This is a genomic window from Clostridium tetanomorphum (genome assembly GCF_017873215.1).
GTDB lineage: Bacteria > Bacillota > Clostridia > Clostridiales > Clostridiaceae > Clostridium_AO > Clostridium_AO tetanomorphum.
This window is the reverse complement of the sequence record NZ_JAGGKA010000019.1, coordinates 48,703-75,108: the sequence shown is the minus strand read 5'-3', so window position 1 is coordinate 75,108 and position 26,406 is coordinate 48,703. Positions and strand designations below refer to the sequence as shown.

Genomic DNA, 26,406 nt, shown 5'->3' with positions numbered 1-26,406 from the left:
AACTCCTTTAAAAATAATATCAAAATGGAGAATTGAGAATTATACAATAAAAATTATAACTCTAAATCCTCCATCAAGTTTATATATTTAATTTATCCAAATTAAATTCTAAATTATTATGCTTCTCTTCCACAACAATTTTTGTATTTTTTACCACTTCCACATGGACAAGGATCATTTCTACCTACTGTATGCTCTTTTCTTATAGGTTCCTTCTTAACAGAATTATCTCCACCTTGATTTGTAGCAGTTTCTTTAGCTACTCTTTCTCTTTCTGGAGCTTTTTGTATCTGAACATGGAATAAATATTTTATAGTCTCTACTTTTATGTTATAAATCATTTCATCGAACATTTCGCTTCCTTCAAACTGATAAGCCTGAACTGGATCCTGTTGTTTATAAGCTCTAAGACCTATACCTTGTTTCATATGATCCATATTATCTATATGATCCATCCATTTAGTATCAACAACTCTTAAAAGAATAACTCTCTCTATCTCTCTCATTTGTTCTGAGCCAAAATCTTCTTCTTTTTCTATATACATATTATGTGCAATATTAAATAACTTTTCTTTGATTTCATCGTTAGATAATTCACTTAAATCCTCAACTTTTATATAATCCTTTGGCATATATACGTCTTCTAAATAATCTATAAGCTTCTCTAATTCATTTTCAAATTCTTCTTCTACCCCAGAAATGTGGGAATCTACTGCTAAATAAATGGTATCCTTTATCATTTCCTGAATTTGCTCTTTTAAATCTACACCTTCAAGAACTTCAGATCTTTGCTTATAAATTATTTCTCTTTGTTTATTTATAACATCATCATATTGTATTAATGTTTTTCTTATGTCAAAGTTATTTCCTTCTACTTTCTTTTGGGCGTTTTCTATAGCATTACTAACCATTTTACTTTCTATTGCTTCATCATCCCCAAGACCCAATTTTTCAACTATTCCTTTTAATTTATCAGATCCAAAAATTCTCATTAAGTCATCTTCTAATGACACATAAAATCTTGATTCACCTGGATCTCCTTGACGTCCGGAACGTCCTCTTAACTGATTATCAATTCTTCTTGATTCATGTCTTTCTGTTCCAATTATTTTAAGTCCACCTACTTCTACTACTCCATCTCCTAATTTAATATCCGTACCACGTCCAGCCATATTAGTAGCTATAGTTACCATTCCATACTCACCAGCATGGGATACTATTTCTGCTTCCTTTTCATGATACTTTGCATTAAGAACTTGATGACGAACTCCTTTCTTTTTAAGCATTTCTGAAAGTAATTCTGATTTTTCGATACTTACTGTACCTACAAGTACAGGCTGACCTTTTTTATTAGTTTCAACTATTTCATCTACTATAGCTTTAAATTTACCTTTTGCAGTTTTATATACTAAATCTGATTGATCTATTCTTGCAATTGGCTTATGAGTAGGAACTACTATTACATCAAGACCATATATTTCTCTAAATTCTCCTTCTTCTGTTAAAGCAGTACCTGTCATACCTGATAGCTTTTTGAACATTCTAAAATAATTCTGATATGTTATTGTAGCTAAAGTCTTTGATTCTCTCTCTACATTAACTCCTTCTTTAGCTTCTATAGCTTGGTGTAACCCATCACTATATCTTCTTCCTTCCATAACTCTACCAGTAAATTCATCTACTATCATTACTTCTCCGTCTCTTACTATATAGTCCTTATCCATTTTCATCATATAATTTGCCTTTAATGCTTGAACTACATGATGTTGTATTTCCATATTATCAGCATCTGCATAGTTATCTAATCTGAAATAAGTTTCTGCCTTTTTTACACCTTCATCAGTAAGAATTACAGAATTGGCCTTTTCATCTACTGTAAAATCAGTATCTTTAATCAGAGATTTTGCAAAATAATCTGCAACTTTATAGAACTCTGTAGATTTTTCTCCTTGACCAGATATAATAAGAGGTGTTCTAGCTTCATCAATTAATATAGAGTCAACTTCATCTACTATAGCAAAATTTAATTCCCTTTGAACTTTTTCTTCCTTATAAATTACCATGTTATCTCTTAGATAATCAAATCCAAATTCACTGTTTGTTCCATAAGTTATATCGCAATTATAATTTTCTTGTCTTTGAGTTTGATCCAAATCATGAAGAATAACTCCTGCTTTCAATCCTAAAAATTCATAAACAGGTCCCATCAAATCTCTATCTCTTTTAGCCAAATAATCATTAACAGTTACTATATGAACTCCTTTTCCAGCTAAAGCATTCAAATATGCTGGTGCAGTAGCAACCAATGTCTTACCTTCACCAGTCTTCATTTCTGCAATTCTTCCTTGATGAAGAACAACTCCACCTATAAGCTGCTCTCTATAGTGCTTTAAACCTATAGTTCTATAAGCTGCTTCTCTAACTACCGCAAAGGCTTCCACTAAAATATCATCTAATGTTTCTCCATTTTCTAGTCTCTTTTTAAATTCGTCAGTTTTTTCCTTCAGCTGTTCATCACTTAAAGCTTGAATCTGTGAATCTAAAGCATCTATTTTATCTACTATTGGAATTATTCTTTTTACTTCTCTATCACTATATGTACCAAAAATTTTTTGAAATATTCCCATCTTTTTTCATCCTCGCTATATAATTTTTCTATTATAGTATATACCTTTTAGATTATAACATCTAATTAATGTGTATTCAACTTATATACCCGTAAATATAAAATTATTAAATAATATTTTACAATAAATATAAAGTAGTATTATAATTAATAATGTAATGAGGAATTGGAGTGATGTTTATGTTATCTAATATACCTAATTTTATATTTTATATAGAAAGTAATATAATAAATAACAATAATCTGATAAAAGATTATTTAAATTTTATTAATAAAGTTCCCTTAGAAAATTGTTACTTTTTCACTCACAACTGTGATATAAGTAGAAAATCTTTATATAAAATAATAAAATCTAAAAATTTAAATTGTTATTTTGACAATGTATTTACTCCAACTTATTTCTTATTAGAATATTGTAAAAATCTATATGATAAATTTACAATATATCCCATTAGTAGCACAAAAGATTTTAACGATTTTTTTATTCAAAATATACAGATCGATGAAAACAATCCTGATCTGATTTTTATATCAAATTCTAATATAAATGATAATGATTTAAAAATAATAAATAAGTTTAATGTTCCCATTGTTTTCTCATCAAATTTATGTATAAACAGGTTTCATAATTGTGTAATGTGCAACTATAATTGTAGTTTAAAATATATAAGAACATTTTATAAAAATAGACTTATTATCCCTGATCTTCCTCCTGTGTACAACACAGTGCATTTATTTAAAAGATTAAGTATAGAAACTAAAAATACCATAGTAGTAACTGACTATCTAAGAGATGACTATATTCAATTTCAAAAAAATGGGTGTAAACTAATTTTATTACTATCAAATAAATTTAAATTTGATGATTACATAAAATCTCCCTATGATGCAGATATAGTAGTAAATAGTTTTGAAAATTTATCATATTTTCTAAACTTAAAAGAGGAGGCATAGCCTCCTCTTCTTATTCAAATTCTGGTTCTATCAAACCATAATTTCCATCTTTTCTTTTATAAACTACATTTACTTCTCCACTATCAGCACTTTCATAAACAAAGAAATTATGTCCTAAAAGCTCCATTTGCAAAACAGCTTCCTCATCTGACATAGGCTTTACTGCAAATTTTTTAGTTTTAACAATTCTTGGTTCAAGTAATTCTTTTTCATCATTATCTGGTATGAACTGAAACTTTAATGAATCTCCATGGTTTCTTTTTTGAAGCTTAGTTTTCTGCTTTCTAATCTGTCTTTCTATCTTATCTACTACTAAATCTATAGAAGCATACATATCTTCATTAACTTCTTCCCCTCTTAATATAACCCCGTTAAAAGGAATAGTTACTTCTATTATTTGCCTATTCTTCTGAACACTTAGTGTAGCATGGGCTTCTACATCAGGATTAAAATACTTGTCCAATTTTTCTAATTTCTTTTCCACTACACCTCTTAATGCATTAGTAATTTCAATATTTTTTCCTGCTACTGTAATTCTCATAATTTCAGCCCCTCTCTTTACTCCTGAAGAGTAATGTTATGTTTTTATTAATTATATTTTAATACTCTTTATGTAAAATGACAAGTGAAATTATTTAAATTTACAAAATATTTAATCAAATTATTTCACTATTATTTAAAATTTCTTATTTTATCTCAAAGTAATTAACTTATACTATTTTCAAAAAATATTTTAAGACCTTATTTCTTAAAGGAAGTAAGGTCTTAAAATATTAAGTTAGTTGACCTGATCTTTGACCCCACACTCGCCTGCTGGAGCTTTTGCTACCCAGAATTATCCTCTCACTACTTACCCTCTCGTTTAATTAACGGCAGGACTTACTTCTAAGCCGCACCATGATCATTAAATATTTTATTTAACTTACGTGGATCGTTTCGCCTGCGACTGGCTTCGACTTTCAATCACAAACCTAACTCAATATAATAAAATTATACATTACTTTTCGCTGCAGTCAAGATATTTATTTCTTCTGCTCCAGCTCTTAATAATTCTTTATAACAAGAAAATGCTGTAGCACCAGTGGTTATAACATCATCTACTAAAATTATCTTTTTATTTTTTATTTTTTTTTCATTAGTTACCTTAAATGAATCTTTAATATTATTCCACCTTTCATTCCTATTCAATCCAATTTGATCTTTAGTATCTTTGACTTTTTTTAATACACTTACTACAGGAATGTCTAGTTTTTTTCCTATATTTACAGCTAAACATTTACTTTGATTATATCCTCTTTTCTTTAACGCTTTTTTTCGCATAGGAACATAGGTTAAAAAATCACAAGGAATTCTCTCCTGTTTTATTTTATCTATCATATATCCACTTAAAATTTCACCACAGACAAAATCACTCTTATACTTTAACCTTACAATAAGTTCCATAACATTTCCTGAATAATATGTAGCACTATAGTATTTGAAATCCATGTAGTTTAAATGCATAGAATTTGCTCCATGACAAAGCTTAATCCTCTTTTCGCATTTGCTACACAAATATCCTTCTCCTATATATGATTTGCATATAACACATTTATCATCTTCAACATATATTATAGATAACAGTGATTCTTTTACAATATCTAAATACTTAAAAATCCCATTTCCCATGCTTCCTTGTTAAAACTCCTTATTATATTCTTAGCTTTATATATATCTTCAGTCTCTTCATTACCTAAAAAAATTACTTCTTTCATAATATTTTTTTTTATCCACGCTTTTTCTCCACAAAAATATACTAACTTTTTATAATCATACATATAATGGTTAGCAAAGAATACTATTTCATTTATTTCTTTATCTTTTATTAGTTGGTATATATTCTCTTTAAAATCATCCGTTACCATTATTCCCTTTTTAATTTTTAGAAAGTTAAATACTGTTTTTAAATCTTTATCTTCTTTGGAAAAATAAACTAAATTTTTATTTAAGTCTTTGCAATATGTATTTAAATACTTAAATACTCTGTATAGCTTTTTTTCATCAGGCACATAAATCACAATTTTCTTTTCATATTTCATTGCCCACCTTAAATAATCATATATAGTATATGGTATATCGTTATTCAAATCTATTTTTGTAGTTATTACCCTTGGTTCAACAATAGGTGTTTTTGTTCCTAACACCGGCAGTACTATTTCTCTCTTTTTCTTAAACACACTTTCTATAGAATACGCTATGAATTTTCCTTTTTCCTTACAATTTTTAGCCATTATATCTATAATTTCATATTTATTATACATAGGTAAACTTCTAATATCATCATAAATCACTAAATCAAACTTTTTATTTATTTTTATTGCATTTTTAAAATTACATACAATTAAACTTTTCTCTAATTCTACATTATATGTTCTTAAATAAGAATAATCCCTAATATATGTATTCTTCTTAATATTAGTTAATAAATCTATACAGCTTTCATCTTCATTTGTTATATATAAAACCTTTTTACCTTTGTCAAGATAATCAGCTATACCTCTCATAAAAATTAATGAAGAATTATGTGGTACTGTAATAACATTCAAGAATTGTTCGTTACTATACAGCCAATTAGCAATATATTTACTTATTCTCTCTATCTCTAATGAAATTTGTAAATTTTTATTTATCAGCATTATTAAGTACACTCCAAAATATTATTTATTCTAACACTACACATTATTTAAAATACTTTCAATTCTCCATTGTAATAAAGAGTATCTTTCAAAGCTTCTATCATTATCTATCATAAACTTAAGCGCTTTTACAGCTCCAACTAAAACAACTAGTTTTTTTGCTCTAGTTATTCCTGTATAAAGTAAATTTCTATTCATAAGTAAAGGAGGTCCTATAAAAGATGGAATTATTACCACTGGGAATTCACTGCCTTGACTCTTATGTATAGTTATTGCATAGGCCAAATCAAGCTCATCTAAATATATACTTTCATATATGACTTTTTTTTCTTCATCAAATACTACACATATGGTATTATTTTCTTCATCTATATCTTGTATATACCCCATGTCGCCATTAAATATACCTACTCCTTCTTCTTCTCCAATTCCATTTATTTTTTCCCACTTAATTGAATAGTTGTTTTTGGTTTGCATTACCTTATCACCAACTCTAAATATACCATCTTTAAATTCTTTTTCTTTTTTGTCCTTGGAAGAAGGGTTTAATACTTGCTGTAGTTTTTTATTTAAACTTTCTACACCTAAAATGCCTTTTCTCATTGGTGATAAAATTTGGATATGCTTCAACTTATCCCAACCTCTATTATAATTAGGAAGTCTTTTATCTATAAGTCCTATTAAGGTATCTAATATTTTATTATTTTCCTCACAATTTATAAAGAAAAAATCTTTATCCTTTTCATTCAATATAGGCATTTCTCCATTATTTATTTTATGTGCATTTAATGTAATCATACTTTTTGATGATTGCCTAAATATCTCCTTAAGTCTAACTACTTTAACACATTTGCTCCCTATTAAATCTCTAAGTACATTACCAGGTCCGACAGATGGAAGCTGGTCTACATCCCCAACTATTATTAATCTAGTACCTAATGATATAGCCTTTAAAAGGTTATTCATAAGCATTATATCTATCATAGAAGCCTCATCTACTATTATTACATCACATTCTAACGGTGTTTCTTCCGTTTTAGAAAATACTGTGTCCTCTTCTTCACTTATACCCATTTCCAACAATCTATGTATGGTTTTAGCTTCTTTGCCAGTAGCTTCAGACATTCTCTTAGCAGCTCTTCCCGTTGGCGCTCCCATGAGAACTCTAAATCCATGCCTTTCAAATATCTGCGTTATACAATTTATTATTGTAGTTTTACCAGTACCAGGTCCTCCAGTTATTATTTCAACTCCATTGCAAAGCGCTCCTTTTATTGCTTCTTTTTGAGAAAGTGCAAATTTAATATTATTATTCTGCTCAAATTCCTTTACTTCTTCATCTATATCTATCTGGAGTTCATCATAATTACAAAGTGACAAAGTAATAATTTTCTTTGTAATGCCTAATTCACAATAATAATAAGGTATTGTAAATACATATTGTTTATCTTTTATTCCCTCTACTTTAATCTTCCCTTCATAAGCACTGCTTACTATACTATCTTTTATCAATTCATCGGATACACCTAATATATTTGTTCCTTCTTTAAGAAGCTTTTCTAAAGGCATGCAAGTATTACCTAATCCACAAAATTGATTTACTATATATTTTATTCCGCTTTGTATTCTAAATACTGAAGTTAATTCTATTCCTAAGCTTCTAGCTATTTTATCTGCTGTTTTGAAACCTATACCTGATACCTCTTCAGTTAATACATAAGGATTTTCTTTAACTATACTAATAGAATTTCCTTTAAATCTTTTATATATTTTTATACACTGATTAGGCGTGACACCATAATTCTGAAAAAATATCATTATATTTTTTAATTCTTTTTGTTTGCTATATGACTCATATATAGTTGATATTTTTTTATCGCCAATACCTTCTATTTCTTTCAATCTTTCAACATTATTTTCTAGTATATCCAAAGCTTCTTCCCCAAACTTTTCAACAATCTTTTTTGCAGTTACAGGGCCTATACCTGCTATAACTCCAGAAGCCAGATATCTCTCAATTCCTTTTGTCGTATTAGGAAGGGTCTCTTCACATATTTCTACTTTAAACTGTTTTCCAAATTGTTTATGAACTACCCATTCTCCTTCTAATTTTAAGCTCTGCCCTTCTATAATATATGGAATACACCCTGTTACTGTTATTAAATTTTTTTCTTCTTTTATCTTGGCAACTACATAGCCATTTTCTTCATTATGAAATATTATGGAATCTACAACTCCAAGGATCTCCTCCATAAGCTCTCTCCCATTTCCTTTTAATATATAAATATCATTTTATATATTATAGCATACTGTATTAAAATATTTTTCTCAATACAAAAGCATTTATTTTCACACAATATTCAGACCATTTCCCTTTTACATTATCTCTATACACCTCTTACATATTAAAAAACACTATTGAAGATCTAAATCTTCAATAGTGTTGTATAAAACTTATAAATATTTTTTTATTTCTTCTAATTTATCAAGATTTTCCCATGGAAGATTTAAATCAGTTCTTCCAAAATGTCCATAAGCTGCTACTTGCTTATAAATAGGTCTTCTTAAATTTAAGTTATTAATTATAGCAGATGGTCTTAAATCAAATACTTTGTTTATAATATTTACTATCTTATCATTCTCAATCTTTCCAGTATCAAAAGTATCAACAGATATAGAAACTGGTTTTGCAACTCCTATAGCATAAGCCAACTGTATTTCTAATTTATCTGCTACTCCTGCTGCTACTAAATTTTTGGCTACCCATCTTGCTGCATAAGCTGCTGATCTATCTACTTTAGTTGGATCTTTTCCTGAAAATGCTCCACCGCCATGTCTTCCATATCCACCATAAGTATCAACGATTATTTTTCTTCCTGTTAAACCAGCATCTCCTTGAGGACCTCCCACAACAAATCTTCCTGTAGGGTTAATATAATATTTAGTATTTTCATCTAATAACCCTTCTGGAACAACTGATTTTATAACATGTTCAATTAAATCTTTTTCTATTTGCTCTCTAGTAACCTCTGGACTATGTTGAGTTGACATTACTATAGTATCTATTCTTACTGGTTTATTATCTTGATACTCTACTGTAACCTGAGTCTTTCCATCTGGTCTTAAATAATTTAATGTGCCATTTTTTCTAACTTCTGATAATTTTCTTGATAGCTTATGAGCCATAGCTATTGGCATAGGCATATATTCTGGTGTTTCATTAGTTGCAAAGCCAAACATCATTCCTTGGTCTCCCGCACCTATAGCTTCTTCCTTAATCATATCTCCTTGTTTAGATTCTAAAGATTCATTAACTCCCATAGCTATATCTGGAGATTGTTCATTTATTGAAGTTAATACAGCACATGTATCACTATCAAAACCATATTTTGCTCTTGTGTATCCTATTCCTTCTATTGTTTCTCTTACAATCTTAGGAATATCTACATAGCAATGGGTTGAAATTTCGCCTACAACTAAAACCATACCAGTAGTAACTGTAGTTTCACAAGCCACTCTTCCATTAGGGTCCTGCTCAAGTATAGCATCTAGAACTGAATCAGATATCTGATCACAAATTTTATCTGGATGTCCTTCTGTAACTGATTCTGATGTAAATAACTTTCTCATTTTTTTACCTCCATTTCAATAAAAAATAAGCCTCTTCGATAAGAAGAGGCTTTTTATACCCTATTCCTCTTATCTTGCAGAAAATATCTGCTGAAATTGGCACCTTAGTACTTAGTACTGGTTGCCGGGTTTCATAGGGCCCTTTTCCCTCCACCTCTCTTGATAAGAGCTTTTTATATTATTCTATCCTAATCAATAAAATTATATTAGCATAGCTAAAAGCTTATGTCAATTATTTAATTATTAATAATTTTAAGAGATTTTTTATATTAAAACAATAAAAAAAGACACTTTAAAGTGTCTTTTGGTGGAGGAAGATGGATTCGAACCATCGAAGGTAATACCAACAGATTTACAGTCTGCCCCCTTTGGCCGCTCGGGAATTCCTCCATGATATGGAGCTGGCAATAGGAATCGAACCTACAACCTGCTGATTACAAGTCAGCTGCTCTACCGTTGAGCCATGCCAGCATATTCAACTTTAATTTATTATGGTGGAGGAAGATGGATTCGAACCATCGAAGGTAATACCAACAGATTTACAGTCTGCCCCCTTTGGCCACTCGGGAATTCCTCCACATATGGAGCTGGCAATAGGAATCGAACCTACAACCTGCTGATTACAAGTCAGCTGCTCTACCGTTGAGCCATGCCAGCATATTTAATTTTGTTGTTAACTTCTGTGCGTTAACAAGGATTAGTATACAATCATATTAAACAAATTTCAAATCACATTATAGTCAATTAAAAGAAACCTTCTTTCTATTACTCATAATATCTTTTTCTTTCTTATGTTTAGACATATATATAATCTTTATTATTAAAACATTATAACTAAATACATTAAAACTCATTATGCAACTTTAATGTAATTTTACCTATTTATTCATAGAATATACATCTTTATTTATACAATTACTTATATTATAATTTTCCTTAGATAATATAACTTTTATAAAAATTAAGGAGATAAATATGCAAAAACTTTTAAGTAAATTAAGAAGAGCAGTAAATGATTTCAAACTCATAGAATCTGGTGATAAAATAGCTGTAGGCTTATCTGGAGGTAAAGATAGCATAACTTTATTACATCTAATGAGTAAATATAGAATTTTTTCTCCCGAAAAATTTGAATTAATAGCTATAACTATAGATCCAGGCACAGGAGCTGATTTTTCTCCTATGGCAAATTTATGTAAGGATTTAGATGTTCCTTTTCACTTAATTCCATCAGATATAAAACAAGTAGTATTTGACATAAGACAAGAAAAAAATCCTTGTTCTTTATGTGCAAATTTAAGAAGAGGCATACTTAATGATACAGCAAAACAACTTGGATGTAATAAGGTTTCTCTAGGTCATCATAAAAACGATGCTATAGAAACTTTACTTATGTCTATGTTCTACGAGGGAAGAATAAGTAGTTTCCTTCCTAAGACTTATTTAAGCAGAAAAGATATCTATATTATAAGACCTATGATATATATAGATGAATTAGACATAAAAAGCATAGCTAAAAAGAATAACTTTCCCATAATAGTGAACCCTTGTCCTGCTAATGGATTTACTAAAAGACAATTTATAAAAGATTTAACTTATTCATTAGAAAAAGAAATTCCCGGATTGAAAAATCATCTTTTGGGTTCTTTGATGAATGTAGATCAATTAAATATATGGGATAAAAACAAATATTAATTAACAAATAAATTTAATATTCAGTAGTTATATCTCATATAAATTAATAGGGAGGTGTAACTATTGAATAAAGTTAGAGCACACTTTAAAGATTCTATGTCTTATTATGAAATTGCTTCTTTTCTAAAAGATTATTTAAATATGAATACTATTATAGTATGTATAGGCACAGATAGATGCATAGGAGATTGTCTCGGTCCTTTAGTAGGTACTTTATTAGAAGATGAAAAGTTTCCTCTTCCAGTATTCGGAACAATTTCAGAACCTATACATGCTTTAAATATTGATAAAAAATTAGAAAATATTAAACTAGCTTATCCTAATGCTAACATAATAGGTATAGATGCTTGTCTTGGTGACTCTGATAGCATAGGAGAAATTCAAGCTAGAGATTATTCTATTCACCCTGGTAAAGGCGTAGGCAAAACTCTTCCTCACGTTGGCGAAGCTTCTATAATAGGTATAGTTGATTCAGCAGAAAGTAATATATTCAATAATAATACCATAAGATTAGATTTAATATTAAATATGGCAAAATTAATTACTAAATCCCTTCTACAAGCTTATAATTTAAAGTTTCCTAGATAGTCTAAAAAAGCAAAGGTTTAATACGCCTTTGCTTTTGTTAAATTTATTATATTATAGTTCTAATCAATTAAAGTTATATCGTCTCCTGTAAATGTTACATCTAACTTGTCTAAAAAATCTAAAACCTGACCTGTACCTAACGCAACACAAGAAACCGCATCCTCCGCTACATGTACTGGTACTTTTGTTACATCTTGTATTAATTTATCAAGACCATATAACAAGGCCCCTCCTCCCGTCATAACTATACCTTTATCTGCTATGTCAGCAGCTAACTCAGGAGGAGTCTTTTCTAAAACTGAATGAGTACATTCTGCAATAGCATTTACAGTTTCACTTAATGCTTCTCGCATTTCTTCTGATGATACTGTTATATTTTTGGGAAGTCCTGTAATCAAATCTCTTCCTCTTATTTCCATAGTAACTTCTTCTTCTCTTTTATAAGCTGAACCTATATTAACCTTTAGGTCTTCTGCAGTTCTTTCACCGATCATTAATTTATGTTTTTTCCTTATATATCTCATTATAGCTTCATCAAATTTATCTCCTGCTATCTTTATAGAGGATCTAACAACCATTCCTCCTAAAGATATAATTGCAATATCTGTAGTTCCTCCTCCTATATCAATTACCATACTTCCACTTGCTTTAGTTATATCTAAGCCAGCTCCTATAGCTGCAGCTAAAGGTTCTTCAATCAGAAATACTTTCTTAGCACCTGCGTTTTTAGATGCATCTATTACCGCTCTCTTTTCTACTTCTGTAGCTTGACATGGTATGCATACTACCACTCTGGGAGAAACCATTTTTCTTTTCCCACAAACTTTTGAAATAAAATACTTTAGCATCTTTTCTGTTAAATCATAGTCTGAAATTACTCCATCCTTTAATGGACGAATAGCAACAATATTTCCTGGAGTTCTGCCTATCATTTGCCTAGCTTCCTCTCCAACTGCTAGTACTCTATTTTTGCTTTTATCTATAGCCACTACTGAAGGATCTTTTAAAACAACACCTTTTCCCTTTATAAATACTAATACAGTGGCTGTCCCTAAATCTATACCCATATCAGTTCCAACATTGAAAAACATTCCTATTATTCACACCTACTCTTTCGTTATTTTTTACCATAATAGCATATTTTTATTATGATACAATTTAATTATAATAGGAACAGAGTTATCCTTCAATAGCTTTATACTTCATTTTGGTTGCTTTACCACCTCTTATATGTCTTTCTGATTTATTGTAATCGAGTATAGTTTTCGCTTCCCTTGCAATCTGAGGATTTATTTTAGGTAACCTTTCTGTCATATCCTTATGAATAGTACTCTTACTAACTCCAAATACTTTAGCTGTTTTTCTAATAGTGGCTTTAGAACTTATAATATAATTTGCAACTTCAAGAACTCGCTCCTCAATGTAGTCTTTCAAGACGCTACCTCCTTAACCCTTCTATATTTATAGATATGCCATGGCATATATTTAAATTACTTTTGATTAGCCATTTTCCGATATAATATTCGGAAAATGGCTTATTTTTAATATTGTATATACTTAGATGGATTTACAAATTCCCCATTTTTCAAAACTGCAAAATGTAAGTGATCTCCATAAGTCTCATAAGAAGCTCTTATAGTGCTTTTACCAACACTACCTAATTTTGTTCCTCTCTTAACTATCTGATCTTTACTTACAGATAACTTTGGATCTAAATTCGAATATATTGTTTTTAGTCCATTTTGATGATTAATTACAATTTGAACACCATCTACATCTTCAGTTTCGATACTTTCTATCTTTCCATCCATAACTGCAACTACTGGCTTACCAATCTCAGATTTGATATCTACTCCAAAATTTGGTCTATAGCTATTAGTTGACTTCCAGAAAACAGGTTCTTCTGAGTAACCTCTAGCTAATATCCCTTCTACAGGTTTAATAAATTTCATATCTACTGATTTGTTTACCTGAGCAGTTTTGTTGTCATTTTTAGCTTGATTACCAGCCTTAGCTTGATTATTGATCTTTCCTTCTTTCTTTACCTGAAGCGCGTTATCATAATCAGGATAAGGCTGCTCTGCTCCTTTTGCTGTTTCTTTACCTGTTTCATTTTGAACAACACTTGGTTGTTGAGATGGAAGTTGTTTTCTAGCTTGCTTATTATTCCTTGTAGTCACAACAGCCACTGCCGCTAAAATACATAAACAAAGAAACAGTATTACATAAAAACCCTCCCTTTTTATAAAGTTTGAAAACTTGTTTGAATATTTTTTATCCATATCAACACCTCCTTTTTGTAGTTTGTCCAGAGCTTAGTAAAAAATACATTTTTTATTAAAAATTTTTTCTTTTTATTTCAAGCTTTTTTTATATTTTTTGACAAAAAAGGAATCATATACTTTAACATATGATTCCCTACAGTTTATTAATATTTAATTTAATATTTTTCTATATTAACTTGTTGATAATAGTGGGATAATATCTCTTTATACTTTTTTCCACTTTTGCCAAGAGCATTAGCTCCCCATTGACTCATCCCAACACCATGTCCATATCCTTTGCATACTATATCTACACTATTTTTATCAAATATAAAAGAAAAATTAGTAGAATTCAAACCTAACATACTTCTAAATTTAGTTCCTAAAATAGTGGTTTTCCCTAATTGTAACTCCTTTACACTTCCTGCAGCAGTTCTACTTTTTATTTTTATATTAGCTTTTAAATTATTAGCCTTTGAAATAGATTTTGGATAATATCCATTTATTATATTTGTTAAGCTTTCGCAAGAGTATGTTACAGAAGTTTTATACTTTGGTGCAACTTCTTCTCCACTACTTTTAACACTTTTTAAATATGGTACAGATTCTGAAAATACATCTTCCACATTTTCAGTTTTACCACTACTTACAGCAAAATAATAAGGCTCTTTTATTATATTTCCTTTGTATTTTATAACTTCAGAGCTTGTATTATCAACAGCTTCTTTTATCTTACTCCAGTACTCTTCTTTTTTACTTTCTGGCCAGCTCTTCATTCTTTCTTCTTTATGCATAAATACTTGACAGTGCACAGTATCACATAAATCTGCTCCATTTACATTACTACACTTTTGCCCTCCTTGGGATTCAATGTGAGCTAAAGCATAGGTTCTGGCAGCAACAGCTTGAGCCTTTAAAGCTTCAATATGGAATTCTGCAGGCATTTCTGCAGATACTACTCCTGTTACATATTCCTCTATATTCATCTCTTCTATCTTCTTACTTTTAGAAATATACACCTTTACCTTTATATCTTTTTTGTTGTTATTAACTTTTATATTATTGGGTTTTATATTTGACTTATTTAAGTTATTAGTTTCTTTAACAATTAATTTGGGTTTTAAAATAAGAAATGATATTAAAGTTATAAATGTTGTACAAATTAATATAGTCATAAAAAATCTGCTTAAATAAAAAAACATATCATTTTTTCTCATATAGTTTGCTCCTTTATTCTAATCTAAGGTATCTTATAACTAACTATATGAAAAAACATTTGTACTTATTACCATTTTTACATACTTTTCCTGTATACATCAGCCCCTAATCTCTGAAGCTTTTTTTCTATATTTACATATCCTCTATCTATATGATAAACATCTGTTACCTCCGTAACTCCATGCGCTGCTAATCCACATAATATTAAAGCCGCTCCTGCTCTTAGATCTGTTGATTTTACTTCACATCCTGTTAGGGTATTAACTCCTTCAATTATTGCATTTCTTCCATCAATTTTTATATTGGCTCCCATTCTACGCATTTCAGATACATGCATATATCTATTTTCGAATATAGTCTCTGTTATAACACTAGTTCCATGCACAGAACTTAATAAACCCATCATTTGAGCCTGCATGTCTGTAGGAAATCCTGGATAAGGCATAGTCTTTATATCAATAGGTTTTAATTCATTAGTTCCATCAACTATAATATTTTCTCCTTCAATTTTTATTATAACTCCCATTTCTTTTAATTTAGCTATTATAGGTTTTAAGTGTTCTTCATTGACTCCAATTATTTTAATTTTGCTCTTAGTAATTGCTGCTGCTACCATGAAAGTACCAGTTTCTATCCTATCATATATAGGTTTATGAACAGTTCCTTTCAAGTTTTTTACTCCTCTTACTCTTATAGTATCAGTACCACCACCTATTACATTAGCTCCCATACTATTTAAAAACCTAGCTAAATCTTCTATCTCTGGTTCTTCTGCAGCATTTTCAATTATGGTTTCTCCTTCTGCCATAACTGCTGCCATCATTATATTTTCTGTTGCTCCTACTGACGGAAAATCTAAATATATTTTATTCCCAATTAGTTTTTTTGCCTTAGCCTCTACATATCCATATCCAACATTTACTTCTGCTCCAAGAGCACTAAGCCCTTTTAAATGTAAGTCTATAGGTCTTGTTCCAATATTACAACCACCTGGTAATGATATTTTAAATTTACCAAATCGTGAAAGCATAGGACCCATTATTAAAAAAGATGCTCTTAACTTTTTTACTAGTTCACCACAAGGTTCGCAATCATATATATCCGATGTATCTATAATTATTTTATCATTAGTCTTGTCTATATCCACATCTGCTGATATAGATCTTAGTACATCACTTATTACAAATACATCTTCTAACATAGGTGTATTATCTATAATACATTTATCTGCACTTAATATACTGGCTGCTATAATAGGCAATACAGCATTCTTGGCAGAACTAATCTTTACTTCCCCACTTAATTTCTGTCCACCATTTATTATAATTTTATCCATTCTCATCCTCCATATATAAATTGCTAATAAGAAATGAGTATCTCTGGTGTTCCCATTATTATATAATTACCTGAATAATAGCTACATACAGCATAGTTAAAATCAACTAATCTTCCATTAACATTTACTGGAGTATATTTATTAATATTAGCAATAGTACTAAATCCATTGTCCAACTTTACAGTTTGTATTTCTTGTCCTCCAATATTTCTTAATAAAGTCATTATTTTTTTATTTTCCTTTTCTAAATCCCTATCATCTATCTTAGCTTTCACATATTTAAAAAAACTGACATCTCTATTTCCTAAAGATTTTTTAACTTTTTGTTCTAATTTATCCAATTCATTAGTTCTACTTTTCTCCTTTATATTTAATGTAAGTACATTATATTCGTCATATTTTGTACTTTGAATGTACCCTTCTAACTTTTCATTATTAAATTCTACAGAATAAATTTTTTTATTTTTTAATATATTACTATAGTTTTTCGGGGAAATTTTTAAGTTTTCTAATACATATTTACAGGCTTGTTCCCCTTCTTTTTGATGCTTAAAATTTGTAATTAACCCAAACTCAATAACTTCTCCCTTAGTATCTCTAAGTATATAATCAAACACACTACCAGTTAAAGTAACACTACCTTTACTTCTTCCTATAAACGAAACTCCTAATATTATAGCAATAATTAAAAATATTATTTTTTTTATTTTCATACCCTTCGCTATTTAAAATAGCTTCCCCCCTATAATTTAAACTAAAAAGATACATAAATTACCAAATTATCTTTTCAAGTTAAATTATGGACATATATATAAATATTATTCACTAAATATATTACTAATATATAATTTTTATAGGAAAATGTTACAAATTATATTGATACTCTTTTTTACAATTATTCATTATAAACATTTTTTTACTTGTTAAAAAACCTCCGCAGCTCTAAGTTACGGAGGTTTTTAATCATTTTATACTTTACATATATATTCATTTTAATTACTATTTTCAATATTGTTACATACTATTGTAACTTCATTATTAGTTACTTCCATTAATCCTTTAGAACTTCGAAAACTATGTTTTTCTCCATTTATATCTTCAAATTCTGTCAAAGCAGGCTTCAATATAGCTATTAATGGGGAATGTTTTGGAAGTATTTCTATTCTCCCAGTTATACTTTCAGTAATAATCTTTTTTATATCTATATTATAATGTTCTTTAAAAGGTGTACTTACTATAAGTTTAATACTATTTTCCATATTTCATCTTTCCCTTATTCATTCATCATAGTTTTGGCTTTTTCCACCACTTCATCTATAGTCCCTGCAAATAAAAATGCTGATTCTGGTAACTCGTCATATTTTCCTTCTAATATTTCTTTGAATCCTCTTACAGTCTCTTTCACGGGAACATATCTCCCCTTTATTCCTGTAAATTGTTCTCCTACAGTAAATGGCTGAGATAAGAACCTTTGAATTCTTCTAGCTCTAGCTACTATTGATTTATCTTCTTCTGAAAGCTCATCAACTCCTAATATTGCTATTATATCCTGTAGTTCCTTATATCTTTCCAATACATGTTTTACTTCTGTAGCTACATGATAATGTTCCTCTCCAACTACCCTTGGATCTAATATTCTGGAAGTAGATTCTAGAGGATCTACTGCAGGATATATGCCAAGCTCAACTATTGATCTTGATAGTACAGTAGTAGCATCTAAATGTGTAAATGTAGTAGCCGGTGCTGGATCAGTTAAGTCATCTGCCGGAACATATACAGCTTGAACAGATGTAATAGATCCATGAATAGTTGATGTTATTCTTTCCTGTAATGCTCCCATCTCTGTAGCAAGGGTTGGTTGATATCCAACAGCACTAGGTATTCTTCCAAGAAGAGCTGAAACTTCCGAACCTGCCTGAGTAAATCTAAATATATTGTCTACAAATAAAAGAACATCTTGCCCTTGATCTCTAAAGTATTCTGCCATAGTAAGTCCTGTTAACGCTACTCTCATTCTTGCTCCCGGTGGTTCATTCATTTGTCCAAAAACTAATGCAGTTTTTTGTATTACTCCAGATTCCTTCATTTCATTATAAAGATCATTTCCTTCTCTAGTTCTCTCACCTACACCTGTAAATACAGATAACCCTCCATGTTCTTTTGCAATGTTATTTATAAGTTCTTGTATAAGAACAGTTTTCCCAACACCTGCACCACCAAATAATCCTATTTTCCCACCTTTTTCATAAGGTGCTAATAAGTCTATAACTTTAATTCCTGTTTCAAACATCTCAGGCTCTACAGATTGCTCTTCAAAAGTAGGAGCTTTTCTATGTATTGGATATAATTCACTGCCTTTTACTTCACCACAGTTATCAATTGGATTACCTAGAACATTGAATAATCTTCCTAACACTTCTTTTCCTACAGGTACTGATATAGGTTTTCCTGTATCAATAGCATTAATTCCTCTTTTTAGCCCATCTGTAGATTCCATAGCTATAGTCCTTACTATGTCATCTCCGATATGTTGTTCTACTTCTGTTATTATCTTTCTATCATCTAACTCTATCTCTATAGCATTATATATGTTAGGAAGATAGTCTGAGTCAAACTTAATATCTACAACAGCACCAATTACCTGAACTACTTTCCCTATATTTCCTGCCATCTTATACCTCCTATTTAAATCTATGAAGGATTTACTTTTGAGCCTCAGCTCCTCCAATGATTTCAGATATTTCTTCAGTAATCGCACTTTGTCTTATTCTATTATATTCCGTATTTAGTTTATCTAATATATCTTTAGCATTCTTAGTAGCAGCATCCATAGCTGTCATCCTAGCCGCATGCTCCGATGACTTTGAATTTAATAAAAGATTTAATAATTCTTCATCTAAATAAGTTTCTATAATATTTTCTAACATATCTTGGGGATCAATTTCAAATTCAAAATTATGATCCAAATCATTATTTTCATTAACTTCTAAAGGAAGTATTTTCTTTGTTTCTGCCACTTGTTTTACTGATGATAAAAATTTTGTATATATTACATAAACTGAACTTACATCTTTGTTTGTATACATGTTTAGTATTAAATTACTTATACTATTCATATCTTCTAAATCTGGTTCTTCACCTAAATCTAAAAACTCTCTTTCTACATTAATTTTAAATTTATTAAAATAATTTTTACCTTTTTTACCTACAACCATTAGTATAGAATTTTTTTTGTCTTTAATTAATTTATTTATAGTTTCATTTACTGCATTTACATTATATCCACCACAAAGTCCCAAATTTGAAGTTATACATATATATAACTTTTTTCCATTTTTATTTCCATCTACATATATGTTTTTTCCCTCAATAGCCTTTAAGATATAGTTTTTAATTTCTTTAACATAGTTATAATAATTTATATTCCCATCTAATCTTTCTCTACTTTTTTTTAATTTAGATGTAGCAACTATTCCCATGGCTTTTGTTATTTTTTGAGTGTTGGTTACTGATTTCATTCTTCTTCTTATACCAATTAATCCTATGGATGCCATGTTACACCTCCTACAAAGGATTATTCTCCTTCGTTTAAAAGCTCTTTTTAAATTCTTCTATAGCTGCATTTAATTTTTCTTTTATTTCTCCTGATAGTTCTCCCTTTTCTAATATTAATCTTTCAATATCTCTATTATGAATATCCATATAGCTTAAAAATTCATCTTCAAAACTTCCTATTTTTTCTACAGGTATATCCATTAAATAATCATTAACTCCTGCATAAAGTATCATTATTTGTTTTACTACATCTATTGGTTTATATTGATCTTGCTGTAATATTTCCACTAGTCTTCTTCCTTTTTCAAGTCTTTTTTTAGCTTCTTTATCAAGATCTGACCCAAATTGAGCAAAAGATACTAATTCCCTATACTGAGCTAACTCTAATCTGAGAGTTCCCGCTACTTGCTTCATAGCTTTTATCTGAGCATTTCCTCCAACTCTAGATACAGATATTCCTGCGTTTACAGCTGGCCTTATCCCAGAATAAAACAAATCAGAATCTAAAAATATCTGTCCATCCGTTATAGATATAACATTTGTTGGAATATATGCTGTTACATCTCCTGCTAATGTTTCTATAATAGGAATAGCTGTTAGTGATCCTCCTCCTAATTCATTAGATAGTTTGGCTGCCCTTTCCAGAAGTCTTGAATGCAAATAAAAAACATCTCCTGGATAGGCTTCTCTTCCTGGTGGTCTTCTTAACAGCAATGACATAGTTCTATATGCTACAGCATGTTTTGATAAATCATCATATATTATCAAAACATCTTTTCCTTTATTCATAAAATACTCACCCATACTACAAGCAGAATAAGGAGCTAAAAATTGTAATGGGGCAGTTTCTGATGCTGTAGATGCTACAACTATCGTATAATCCATGCCTCCCATTTCATTTAAATCATTTACTATATGCGCTACTGTAGACTGTTTTTGTCCTATAGCCACATATATGCATATAACATCTTTGTCTTTTTGATTTAATATTGTATCTATTGCTAAAGCAGTTTTTCCTGTTTGTCTATCTCCTATTATTAACTCTCTTTGCCCTTTTCCTATAGGAATCATAGAATCTATGGCCTTTATTCCTGTTTGTAATGGTTCTTTAACTGATTGCCTAGCTATTACTCCTGGTGCTTGTATTTCAATGGCCCTTTGTTCTTGTGTATTTATAGGTCCTTTTCCATCTATAGCCTTTCCCAAAGAATTGACAACTCTACCAATAAGAGATTCTCCAACAGGTACTTCTACAACTTTCCCTGTTCTCTTTACTACATCTCCCTCTTTTAAGCCTTCTTCTGGTCCAAACAATACACATCCTACATTATCCTGCTCTAAATTTAAAGCCATACCATACACATCATTTGGAAACTCTAAAAGCTCTCCAGCCATACAATCATCAAGCCCATATACTCTTGCTACTCCATCTCCAATTTGAATAATTGTACCTGAATCTTCCGTCTGTATTTTCTTCTCATATCTTTCTATTTCCTTTTTTATTATTGAAGTAATTTCTTCAGGACTTATATTCATTTTATCACCTCTATTCTATCTTAAATGCTAACTTTTTCATTTCGTGTAATCTTCCCTTGATTGTTCCATCTATTACGTCTTCTCCAACTCTTACATATACTCCACCTATAATACTTTTATCAATCTCTTCTCTTAATATTATTTCCTTTTTATATTTGTTTTTTAGTTTTTCTTTTAAGTTTATTCTATCTTGTTCTTCTAGAGGTATTACTGTTTTTATATGAGCCAATAGCATATTATGCTTTTCAAAATATATCTTCTCAAGTTCTTTTTGTTTTTCTTTAAGATATAGTATTCTACCTTTTTCTATTAGAATCAATAAAAAAGACAATAACTCCTCATCAATTTTTCCCTTAAAAATTTTTATAAATACTTTTTTCTTTTTATCAGTACTTATTTGTGGATGCTTAATAAGTTGAATAAGTTCTGGATTACTATATACAAGGTCTATAATTTCTTGAAAAGACTTTCTATATTCTTCTATTTTATTCTTTTTTTCGGCAACCTCATATAATGCCATAGCATATCGTCTATCTAGATATTCATACATGGTTATATACCTACCTTAGAAATAAAATCTTTAATAAGTTGCTTATGCTTTTCTTTATCAATAGTTTCTTCTAATGCTTTTGAACACATTAATACAGATAAATCAATGATTTGTTTCTTTAGTTCATCTCTAGCTTTTTCTTTCTCTAGATTTATCTCATTTCTAGATCTTTCTTCAACTAGAGCTGCTTCTTTTTTTGCATCTCTTATTATTTCTTCTGATATTCTTTCAGCTTTAATCTTATATTGTTCTACTAAAGCCTTTCCTTTTTCTTTAGATTCATTTATGATCTTACTATTTTCTACTAATAAGTTCTCAGCCTTCTTTTCATTTTCTTTAGTAGTTTTTATTCTACTTTTTATATCATTCTCTCTTGTATTTAGTATGTTTTGTATCGGTTTAAACAAAAAATATGTTAATATGCCTAAAAATATAACAAAGTTTATTATGGTTGCTACAGATTCTGAGACATTTATCATTTAAGTTTCAAGCCTCCCTTCAGGCTTAATCTACCCTTTACTAAATTAGTTTTGATATTACTTTAAATATTAATAACAATCCTATTAAAGCTGCATAAATAGCAGTAGCTTCAGAGAAAGCACTTCCTATAACAAGAGCACTCATTATCTTCCCATTAGCCTCAGGTTGTCTTGATATTCCCTCTACTGCTTTTCCTGTAGCATTACCTGTTCCTATACCTGCTCCTATACAACCTAATGCAGCAAGACCTGCACCTATAGCTGCCATCCCTGCGACAAATGCCTTTGGATCAATTGAATTCATAATAAAACTCCTCCTTAAATTAAAATTTAATGTTCTGATATTATTTTTATATTAATCATAGTAAGCATTATAAATATAATCATCTGTATGGTTCCATCAAACACATCAAAATATATATGTAATGGAACTGGTATAACTAATTGTGCAAACGGATTTAAAGATCCTAAAGAACTATATATAAGTTCCATAATTATATAAGCTGCAGTCATATTGCCAAATAATCTAAGACTTAAGGATACTGGCAACATAATTCTTTCGATAATATTTAATGGAAGCATAAAAAAATAGGGTTTTCCATATGCTACAAAATATTTTGATAATCCTACTTTTTTTATGGCATATGCCTGTACTACAATGAATGTTATCAATGCCATCCCCAAATTTATACTATAATCTGATGTTGGAGGTACAACTCCAATAAATCCTACTAAATTCATAGATAAAAGATATATAATCATAGTTCCTATAAAAGGAACAAATGCTAAATATCTTTCCCCCATATTTTCTTTAACCAAATTAATAACTGTCTGAACAAAAATTTCCAAAATACTTTGTTTCTTGTCTGGAATCATCTTTAAATTTCTTGTAAATATAAAAGCTATTAAACCAAAGATCAGTATTATTGCCCATTGAGTCAATATATTGCTTGTCACTTTAAAATTGATACCAAAAAAATTTAATATAAATATTGGTTTTGCTACTTCCACTATATCCCCTCTCTCTTAATTTTTAATGCTTACAGAATATACGATTATTGATAAAAAATGTAATGAATACCCTATTAAAAAAGGGAATACCATGCTCTCATTGAAGCTAAAAATTAATATAGCTATAATACATATAAACGCTATTCTAAAAATAGAATTGAAAAGCATGAGCATTCTATAGCTTTCCTTTCTACTTGTGACTATATAATTGGTGAAAACACTATTCATAAAAAAACTTAAAATAGCAGTCACAATACCAAGTAACAAATAGAAACAATAATTAGAGATTAATAAAAGTGATACTATAGCCACTATAATCCCTATAAATAAGTCATAAAAGAAAACTCTTTTCATCATTATTAAAAGTTCTTTTGCCAATATATTCACCCCAATGCCTTTATTAGGTATGTTATACATTATAGACCTCTAACTTTTTTCTACAAAATTTAAAATACCCCCAAATTTATTATTATATTAGTATTTTTGTTAATCTATATAAATTTATACCTAGTTTTTTCTTCATAGCTTTCTATTTATTTTCTTTTCTTTGCCAATTAGTTTAATAAGTATAATAAAATTTGTTTTTATTCAATTAACTAACTATTAAAAAACTTGTAAATTTATCTTTTTTAATGTAATTTAACTCTAAATCTCATGTCTATTTTAATGTAAACTAATCTAGTATACAAAAGCTCCATTTATAATTTTCTGAATAATGAATTTTATACATTTTATATATTTAAAAATTATTTTATTAAATATCTGTTAACTCTAAAATACCTAACCTGATCTATGTTAAGTAAACGTTTATACTATTATTTATGATATTTTCATAAAATAAATAATTTTCTATATTTAAGTTATTTTTTTATATAATACCTATCATATAAATATTTCATGAAAACTTAAAAATAAATTTACATAAAAAAGCAGGAGAAAATCTCCTGCTTTTTAAACTATTTTATTTAATTATCTTTCAACTATAATAGCTGTTCCCATTCCGCCACCTATACAAAGTGTAGCTAAACCTTTTTTAGAATCTCTCTTTTCCATTTCATAAAGAAGAGTTGTTAATATTCTAGCTCCTGATGCTCCTATTGGATGACCTAAAGCTATAGCTCCACCATTTACATTAACTTTGGACATATCAAAGTTAAGGTCTTTAGCAACTGCTAAACTTTGAGCTGCGAAAGCTTCATTAGCTTCGATTAAATCTAAGTCTTCTATAGTTAAATTAGCTTTTTCTAAAGCAATTTTTGTTGAGTGGAAAGGACCATATCCCATTATAGCTGGGTCTAATCCTGCTGATCCATAAGAAACTATTTTAGCTAATGGTTTTACACCTAGTTCTTTAGCTTTTTCAGCACTCATAATAACTAATGCAGCAGCACCATCATTGATACCTGAAGCATTACCAGCTGTAACTGTTCCATCTTTCTTAAATGCTGGCTTTAATTTAACTAATGCTTCCATAGTTGTTCCAAATCTTGGGAACTCATCTGTATCAAATACTTTTGGTTCTCCCTTTCTCTGTGGAATAACAACTGGAACTATTTCATCTTTAAATCTTCCTGATTTTACAGCTTCTTCAGCCTTATTTTGAGAAGCTAATGCAAATTCATCTTGCATTTCTCTTGTTAAGCCCCATTTTTCTGCTATGTTTTCTGCAGTTATTCCCATGTGGTATTGGTTAAATGCATCCCATAAACCATCATTTATCATTTCATCAACCATTTGGCCATTTCCCATTCTCTGTCCCCATCTAGCATCATTTAATACATATGGAGCTCTTGACATGTTTTCCATACCACCAGCTACTATTATATCAGCATCTCCTGCTTTAATCATCTGACATGCTAAGCTTACAGCTCTTAATCCTGAACCACAAACTTTATTTATTGTAAATGCTGGAACTTCCTCTGGAAGACCTGCTTTTATAACCGCCTGTCTTGCTGGATTTTGTCCAAGTCCTGCTTGAAGAACATTACCCATTATAACTTCTTGTACCTGTTCTGGTTTTACACCTGCTCTTTTTACTGCTTCTTTTATAACAGTAGCACCTAATTCAACTGCTGGCACTCCCTTTAATGCACCACCAAATGAACCAACAGCAGTTCTAACTGCACTTGCAATAACAACTTCTTTCATTTATAACCCTCCTATTGTTAAACTTTGTTAAATTTTGTTCAAATTTTTTACATTTATAATCTACAATTCACAAATTTTTCTGTCAACAATTTAATTATAACCATATTTTTAATTTTTATCAATAGATTTTGTTAAAAAAAA

Annotated in this window: 25 protein-coding genes, 4 tRNA genes and 1 riboswitch; of the genes, 3 read left to right on the top strand and 26 right to left on the bottom strand. The window is 29.4% G+C overall.

What is annotated here, in order from left to right; all coding sequences use genetic code 11:
- Window positions 1–116: 116 nt before the first annotated feature.
- Window positions 117–2,627, bottom strand: coding sequence for a preprotein translocase subunit SecA (gene secA, locus J2Z24_RS16620; protein WP_035145012.1), 2,511 nt, complete (start codon window positions 2,625–2,627; stop codon window positions 117–119).
- Window positions 2,628–2,806: 179 nt separating this feature from the next.
- Here secA and J2Z24_RS16615 point away from each other — a divergent pair, with 179 nt between their 5' ends.
- The gene (locus tag J2Z24_RS16615) at window positions 2,807–3,580 is read left to right on the top strand and encodes a hypothetical protein (RefSeq protein WP_035145015.1); all 774 of its coding nucleotides are present in this window, start codon (window positions 2,807–2,809) and stop codon (window positions 3,578–3,580) included.
- A 10-nt stretch (window positions 3,581–3,590) separates the two neighbouring features.
- On the opposite strand, the gene hpf is transcribed toward J2Z24_RS16615, so the two are convergent.
- The 9 genes from hpf to J2Z24_RS16570 all read right to left on the bottom strand — a co-directional run bounded on the left by hpf (window position 3,591) and on the right by J2Z24_RS16570 (window position 10,542).
- Entirely contained in the window at window positions 3,591–4,121 is a 531-nt protein-coding gene (gene hpf / locus J2Z24_RS16610; protein WP_035145019.1) for a ribosome hibernation-promoting factor, HPF/YfiA family, read from the bottom strand.
- 449 nt (window positions 4,122–4,570) lie between these two features.
- Complete coding sequence (locus J2Z24_RS16605; protein ID WP_035145022.1) at window positions 4,571–5,248, bottom strand: ComF family protein; 678 nt, start codon at window positions 5,246–5,248, stop codon at window positions 4,571–4,573.
- Window positions 5,221–6,255: a hypothetical protein gene (locus J2Z24_RS16600; protein ID WP_035145024.1), complete on the bottom strand. Its 1,035-nt coding sequence runs from the start codon at window positions 6,253–6,255 to the stop codon at window positions 5,221–5,223. The genes J2Z24_RS16605 and J2Z24_RS16600 overlap by 28 nt, the downstream gene beginning before the upstream one ends.
- 36 nt (window positions 6,256–6,291) lie before the next feature.
- Window positions 6,292–8,508 (bottom strand): SF1B family DNA helicase RecD2, encoded by a 2,217-nt coding sequence (gene recD2, locus J2Z24_RS16595; protein ID WP_035145026.1) that lies wholly within the window; start codon window positions 8,506–8,508, stop codon window positions 6,292–6,294.
- Between the two features lie 201 nt (window positions 8,509–8,709).
- Window positions 8,710–9,885, bottom strand: a complete 1,176-nt coding sequence (metK, locus tag J2Z24_RS16590) for a methionine adenosyltransferase (RefSeq protein WP_035145027.1) — start codon at window positions 9,883–9,885, stop codon at window positions 8,710–8,712.
- 66 nt (window positions 9,886–9,951) lie between these two features.
- Window positions 9,952–10,054, bottom strand: a riboswitch (SAM riboswitch).
- A 136-nt stretch (window positions 10,055–10,190) separates the two neighbouring features.
- A tRNA-Tyr gene (locus J2Z24_RS16585) sits at window positions 10,191–10,275 on the bottom strand.
- 6 nt (window positions 10,276–10,281) lie between these two features.
- Window positions 10,282–10,356 (bottom strand) — tRNA-Thr (locus J2Z24_RS16580).
- Window positions 10,357–10,377: 21 nt separating this feature from the next.
- A tRNA-Tyr gene (locus J2Z24_RS16575) sits at window positions 10,378–10,462 on the bottom strand.
- Between the two features lie 5 nt (window positions 10,463–10,467).
- Window positions 10,468–10,542 (bottom strand) — tRNA-Thr (locus J2Z24_RS16570).
- Window positions 10,543–10,860: 318 nt separating this feature from the next.
- On the opposite strand from J2Z24_RS16570, the gene J2Z24_RS16565 reads away from it, so the two are divergent.
- Together J2Z24_RS16565 and yyaC are read left to right on the top strand one after the other, a co-directional pair.
- Window positions 10,861–11,580 (top strand): PP-loop family protein, encoded by a 720-nt coding sequence (locus J2Z24_RS16565; RefSeq protein ID WP_035145029.1) that lies wholly within the window; start codon window positions 10,861–10,863, stop codon window positions 11,578–11,580.
- Window positions 11,581–11,643: 63 nt separating this feature from the next.
- Entirely contained in the window at window positions 11,644–12,168 is a 525-nt protein-coding gene (gene yyaC / locus J2Z24_RS16560; RefSeq protein ID WP_035145031.1) for a spore protease YyaC, read from the top strand.
- A gap of 59 nt (window positions 12,169–12,227) precedes the next feature.
- On the opposite strand, the gene J2Z24_RS16555 is transcribed toward yyaC, so the two are convergent.
- The 16 genes from J2Z24_RS16555 to J2Z24_RS16480 all read right to left on the bottom strand — a co-directional run bounded on the left by J2Z24_RS16555 (window position 12,228) and on the right by J2Z24_RS16480 (window position 26,265).
- A complete protein-coding gene (locus tag J2Z24_RS16555) occupies window positions 12,228–13,259 on the bottom strand; it encodes a rod shape-determining protein (protein ID WP_035145033.1) in 1,032 nt (343 codons plus the stop codon).
- An 88-nt stretch (window positions 13,260–13,347) separates the two neighbouring features.
- Complete coding sequence (gene spoIIID, locus J2Z24_RS16550; protein WP_035145034.1) at window positions 13,348–13,602, bottom strand: sporulation transcriptional regulator SpoIIID; 255 nt, start codon at window positions 13,600–13,602, stop codon at window positions 13,348–13,350.
- Window positions 13,603–13,709: 107 nt separating this feature from the next.
- Complete coding sequence (locus J2Z24_RS16545; protein ID WP_035145037.1) at window positions 13,710–14,450, bottom strand: M23 family metallopeptidase; 741 nt, start codon at window positions 14,448–14,450, stop codon at window positions 13,710–13,712.
- A gap of 158 nt (window positions 14,451–14,608) precedes the next feature.
- Window positions 14,609–15,649, bottom strand: coding sequence for a stage II sporulation protein D (spoIID, locus tag J2Z24_RS16540; protein ID WP_035145039.1), 1,041 nt, complete (start codon window positions 15,647–15,649; stop codon window positions 14,609–14,611).
- 77 nt (window positions 15,650–15,726) lie between these two features.
- Window positions 15,727–16,986, bottom strand: a complete 1,260-nt coding sequence (gene murA / locus J2Z24_RS16535) for a UDP-N-acetylglucosamine 1-carboxyvinyltransferase (RefSeq protein ID WP_035145042.1) — start codon at window positions 16,984–16,986, stop codon at window positions 15,727–15,729.
- Window positions 16,987–17,009: 23 nt separating this feature from the next.
- Window positions 17,010–17,699, bottom strand: coding sequence for a hypothetical protein (locus tag J2Z24_RS16530; RefSeq protein ID WP_051593120.1), 690 nt, complete (start codon window positions 17,697–17,699; stop codon window positions 17,010–17,012).
- 279 nt (window positions 17,700–17,978) lie between these two features.
- Complete coding sequence (locus tag J2Z24_RS16525) at window positions 17,979–18,245, bottom strand: F0F1 ATP synthase subunit epsilon (protein WP_051593121.1); 267 nt, start codon at window positions 18,243–18,245, stop codon at window positions 17,979–17,981.
- A 14-nt stretch (window positions 18,246–18,259) separates the two neighbouring features.
- A complete protein-coding gene (gene atpD / locus J2Z24_RS16520; protein ID WP_035145045.1) occupies window positions 18,260–19,657 on the bottom strand; it encodes a F0F1 ATP synthase subunit beta in 1,398 nt (465 codons plus the stop codon).
- Window positions 19,658–19,688: 31 nt separating this feature from the next.
- Complete coding sequence (gene atpG, locus J2Z24_RS16515) at window positions 19,689–20,540, bottom strand: ATP synthase F1 subunit gamma (RefSeq protein ID WP_035145047.1); 852 nt, start codon at window positions 20,538–20,540, stop codon at window positions 19,689–19,691.
- A gap of 34 nt (window positions 20,541–20,574) precedes the next feature.
- Window positions 20,575–22,077 (bottom strand): F0F1 ATP synthase subunit alpha, encoded by a 1,503-nt coding sequence (atpA, locus tag J2Z24_RS16510; protein ID WP_035145050.1) that lies wholly within the window; start codon window positions 22,075–22,077, stop codon window positions 20,575–20,577.
- Between the two features lie 10 nt (window positions 22,078–22,087).
- Window positions 22,088–22,627 carry a F0F1 ATP synthase subunit delta gene (locus J2Z24_RS16505; RefSeq protein WP_035145053.1) on the bottom strand — a complete coding sequence of 180 codons (540 nt, stop codon included), beginning with the start codon at window positions 22,625–22,627 and terminating at the stop codon, window positions 22,088–22,090.
- Window positions 22,628–22,629: 2 nt separating this feature from the next.
- Entirely contained in the window at window positions 22,630–23,106 is a 477-nt protein-coding gene (locus tag J2Z24_RS16500; RefSeq protein WP_035145056.1) for a F0F1 ATP synthase subunit B, read from the bottom strand.
- A gap of 40 nt (window positions 23,107–23,146) precedes the next feature.
- Window positions 23,147–23,401, bottom strand: a complete 255-nt coding sequence (gene atpE, locus J2Z24_RS16495) for an ATP synthase F0 subunit C (RefSeq protein ID WP_111947618.1) — start codon at window positions 23,399–23,401, stop codon at window positions 23,147–23,149.
- 35 nt (window positions 23,402–23,436) lie between these two features.
- Window positions 23,437–24,117 carry a F0F1 ATP synthase subunit A gene (locus J2Z24_RS16490; RefSeq protein WP_035145061.1) on the bottom strand — a complete coding sequence of 227 codons (681 nt, stop codon included), beginning with the start codon at window positions 24,115–24,117 and terminating at the stop codon, window positions 23,437–23,439.
- Between the two features lie 15 nt (window positions 24,118–24,132).
- A complete protein-coding gene (locus J2Z24_RS16485) occupies window positions 24,133–24,534 on the bottom strand; it encodes an ATP synthase subunit I (RefSeq protein WP_035145063.1) in 402 nt (133 codons plus the stop codon).
- 552 nt (window positions 24,535–25,086) lie between these two features.
- Window positions 25,087–26,265, bottom strand: coding sequence for an acetyl-CoA C-acetyltransferase (locus J2Z24_RS16480; RefSeq protein WP_035145064.1), 1,179 nt, complete (start codon window positions 26,263–26,265; stop codon window positions 25,087–25,089).
- Window positions 26,266–26,406: the final 141 nt, after the last annotated feature.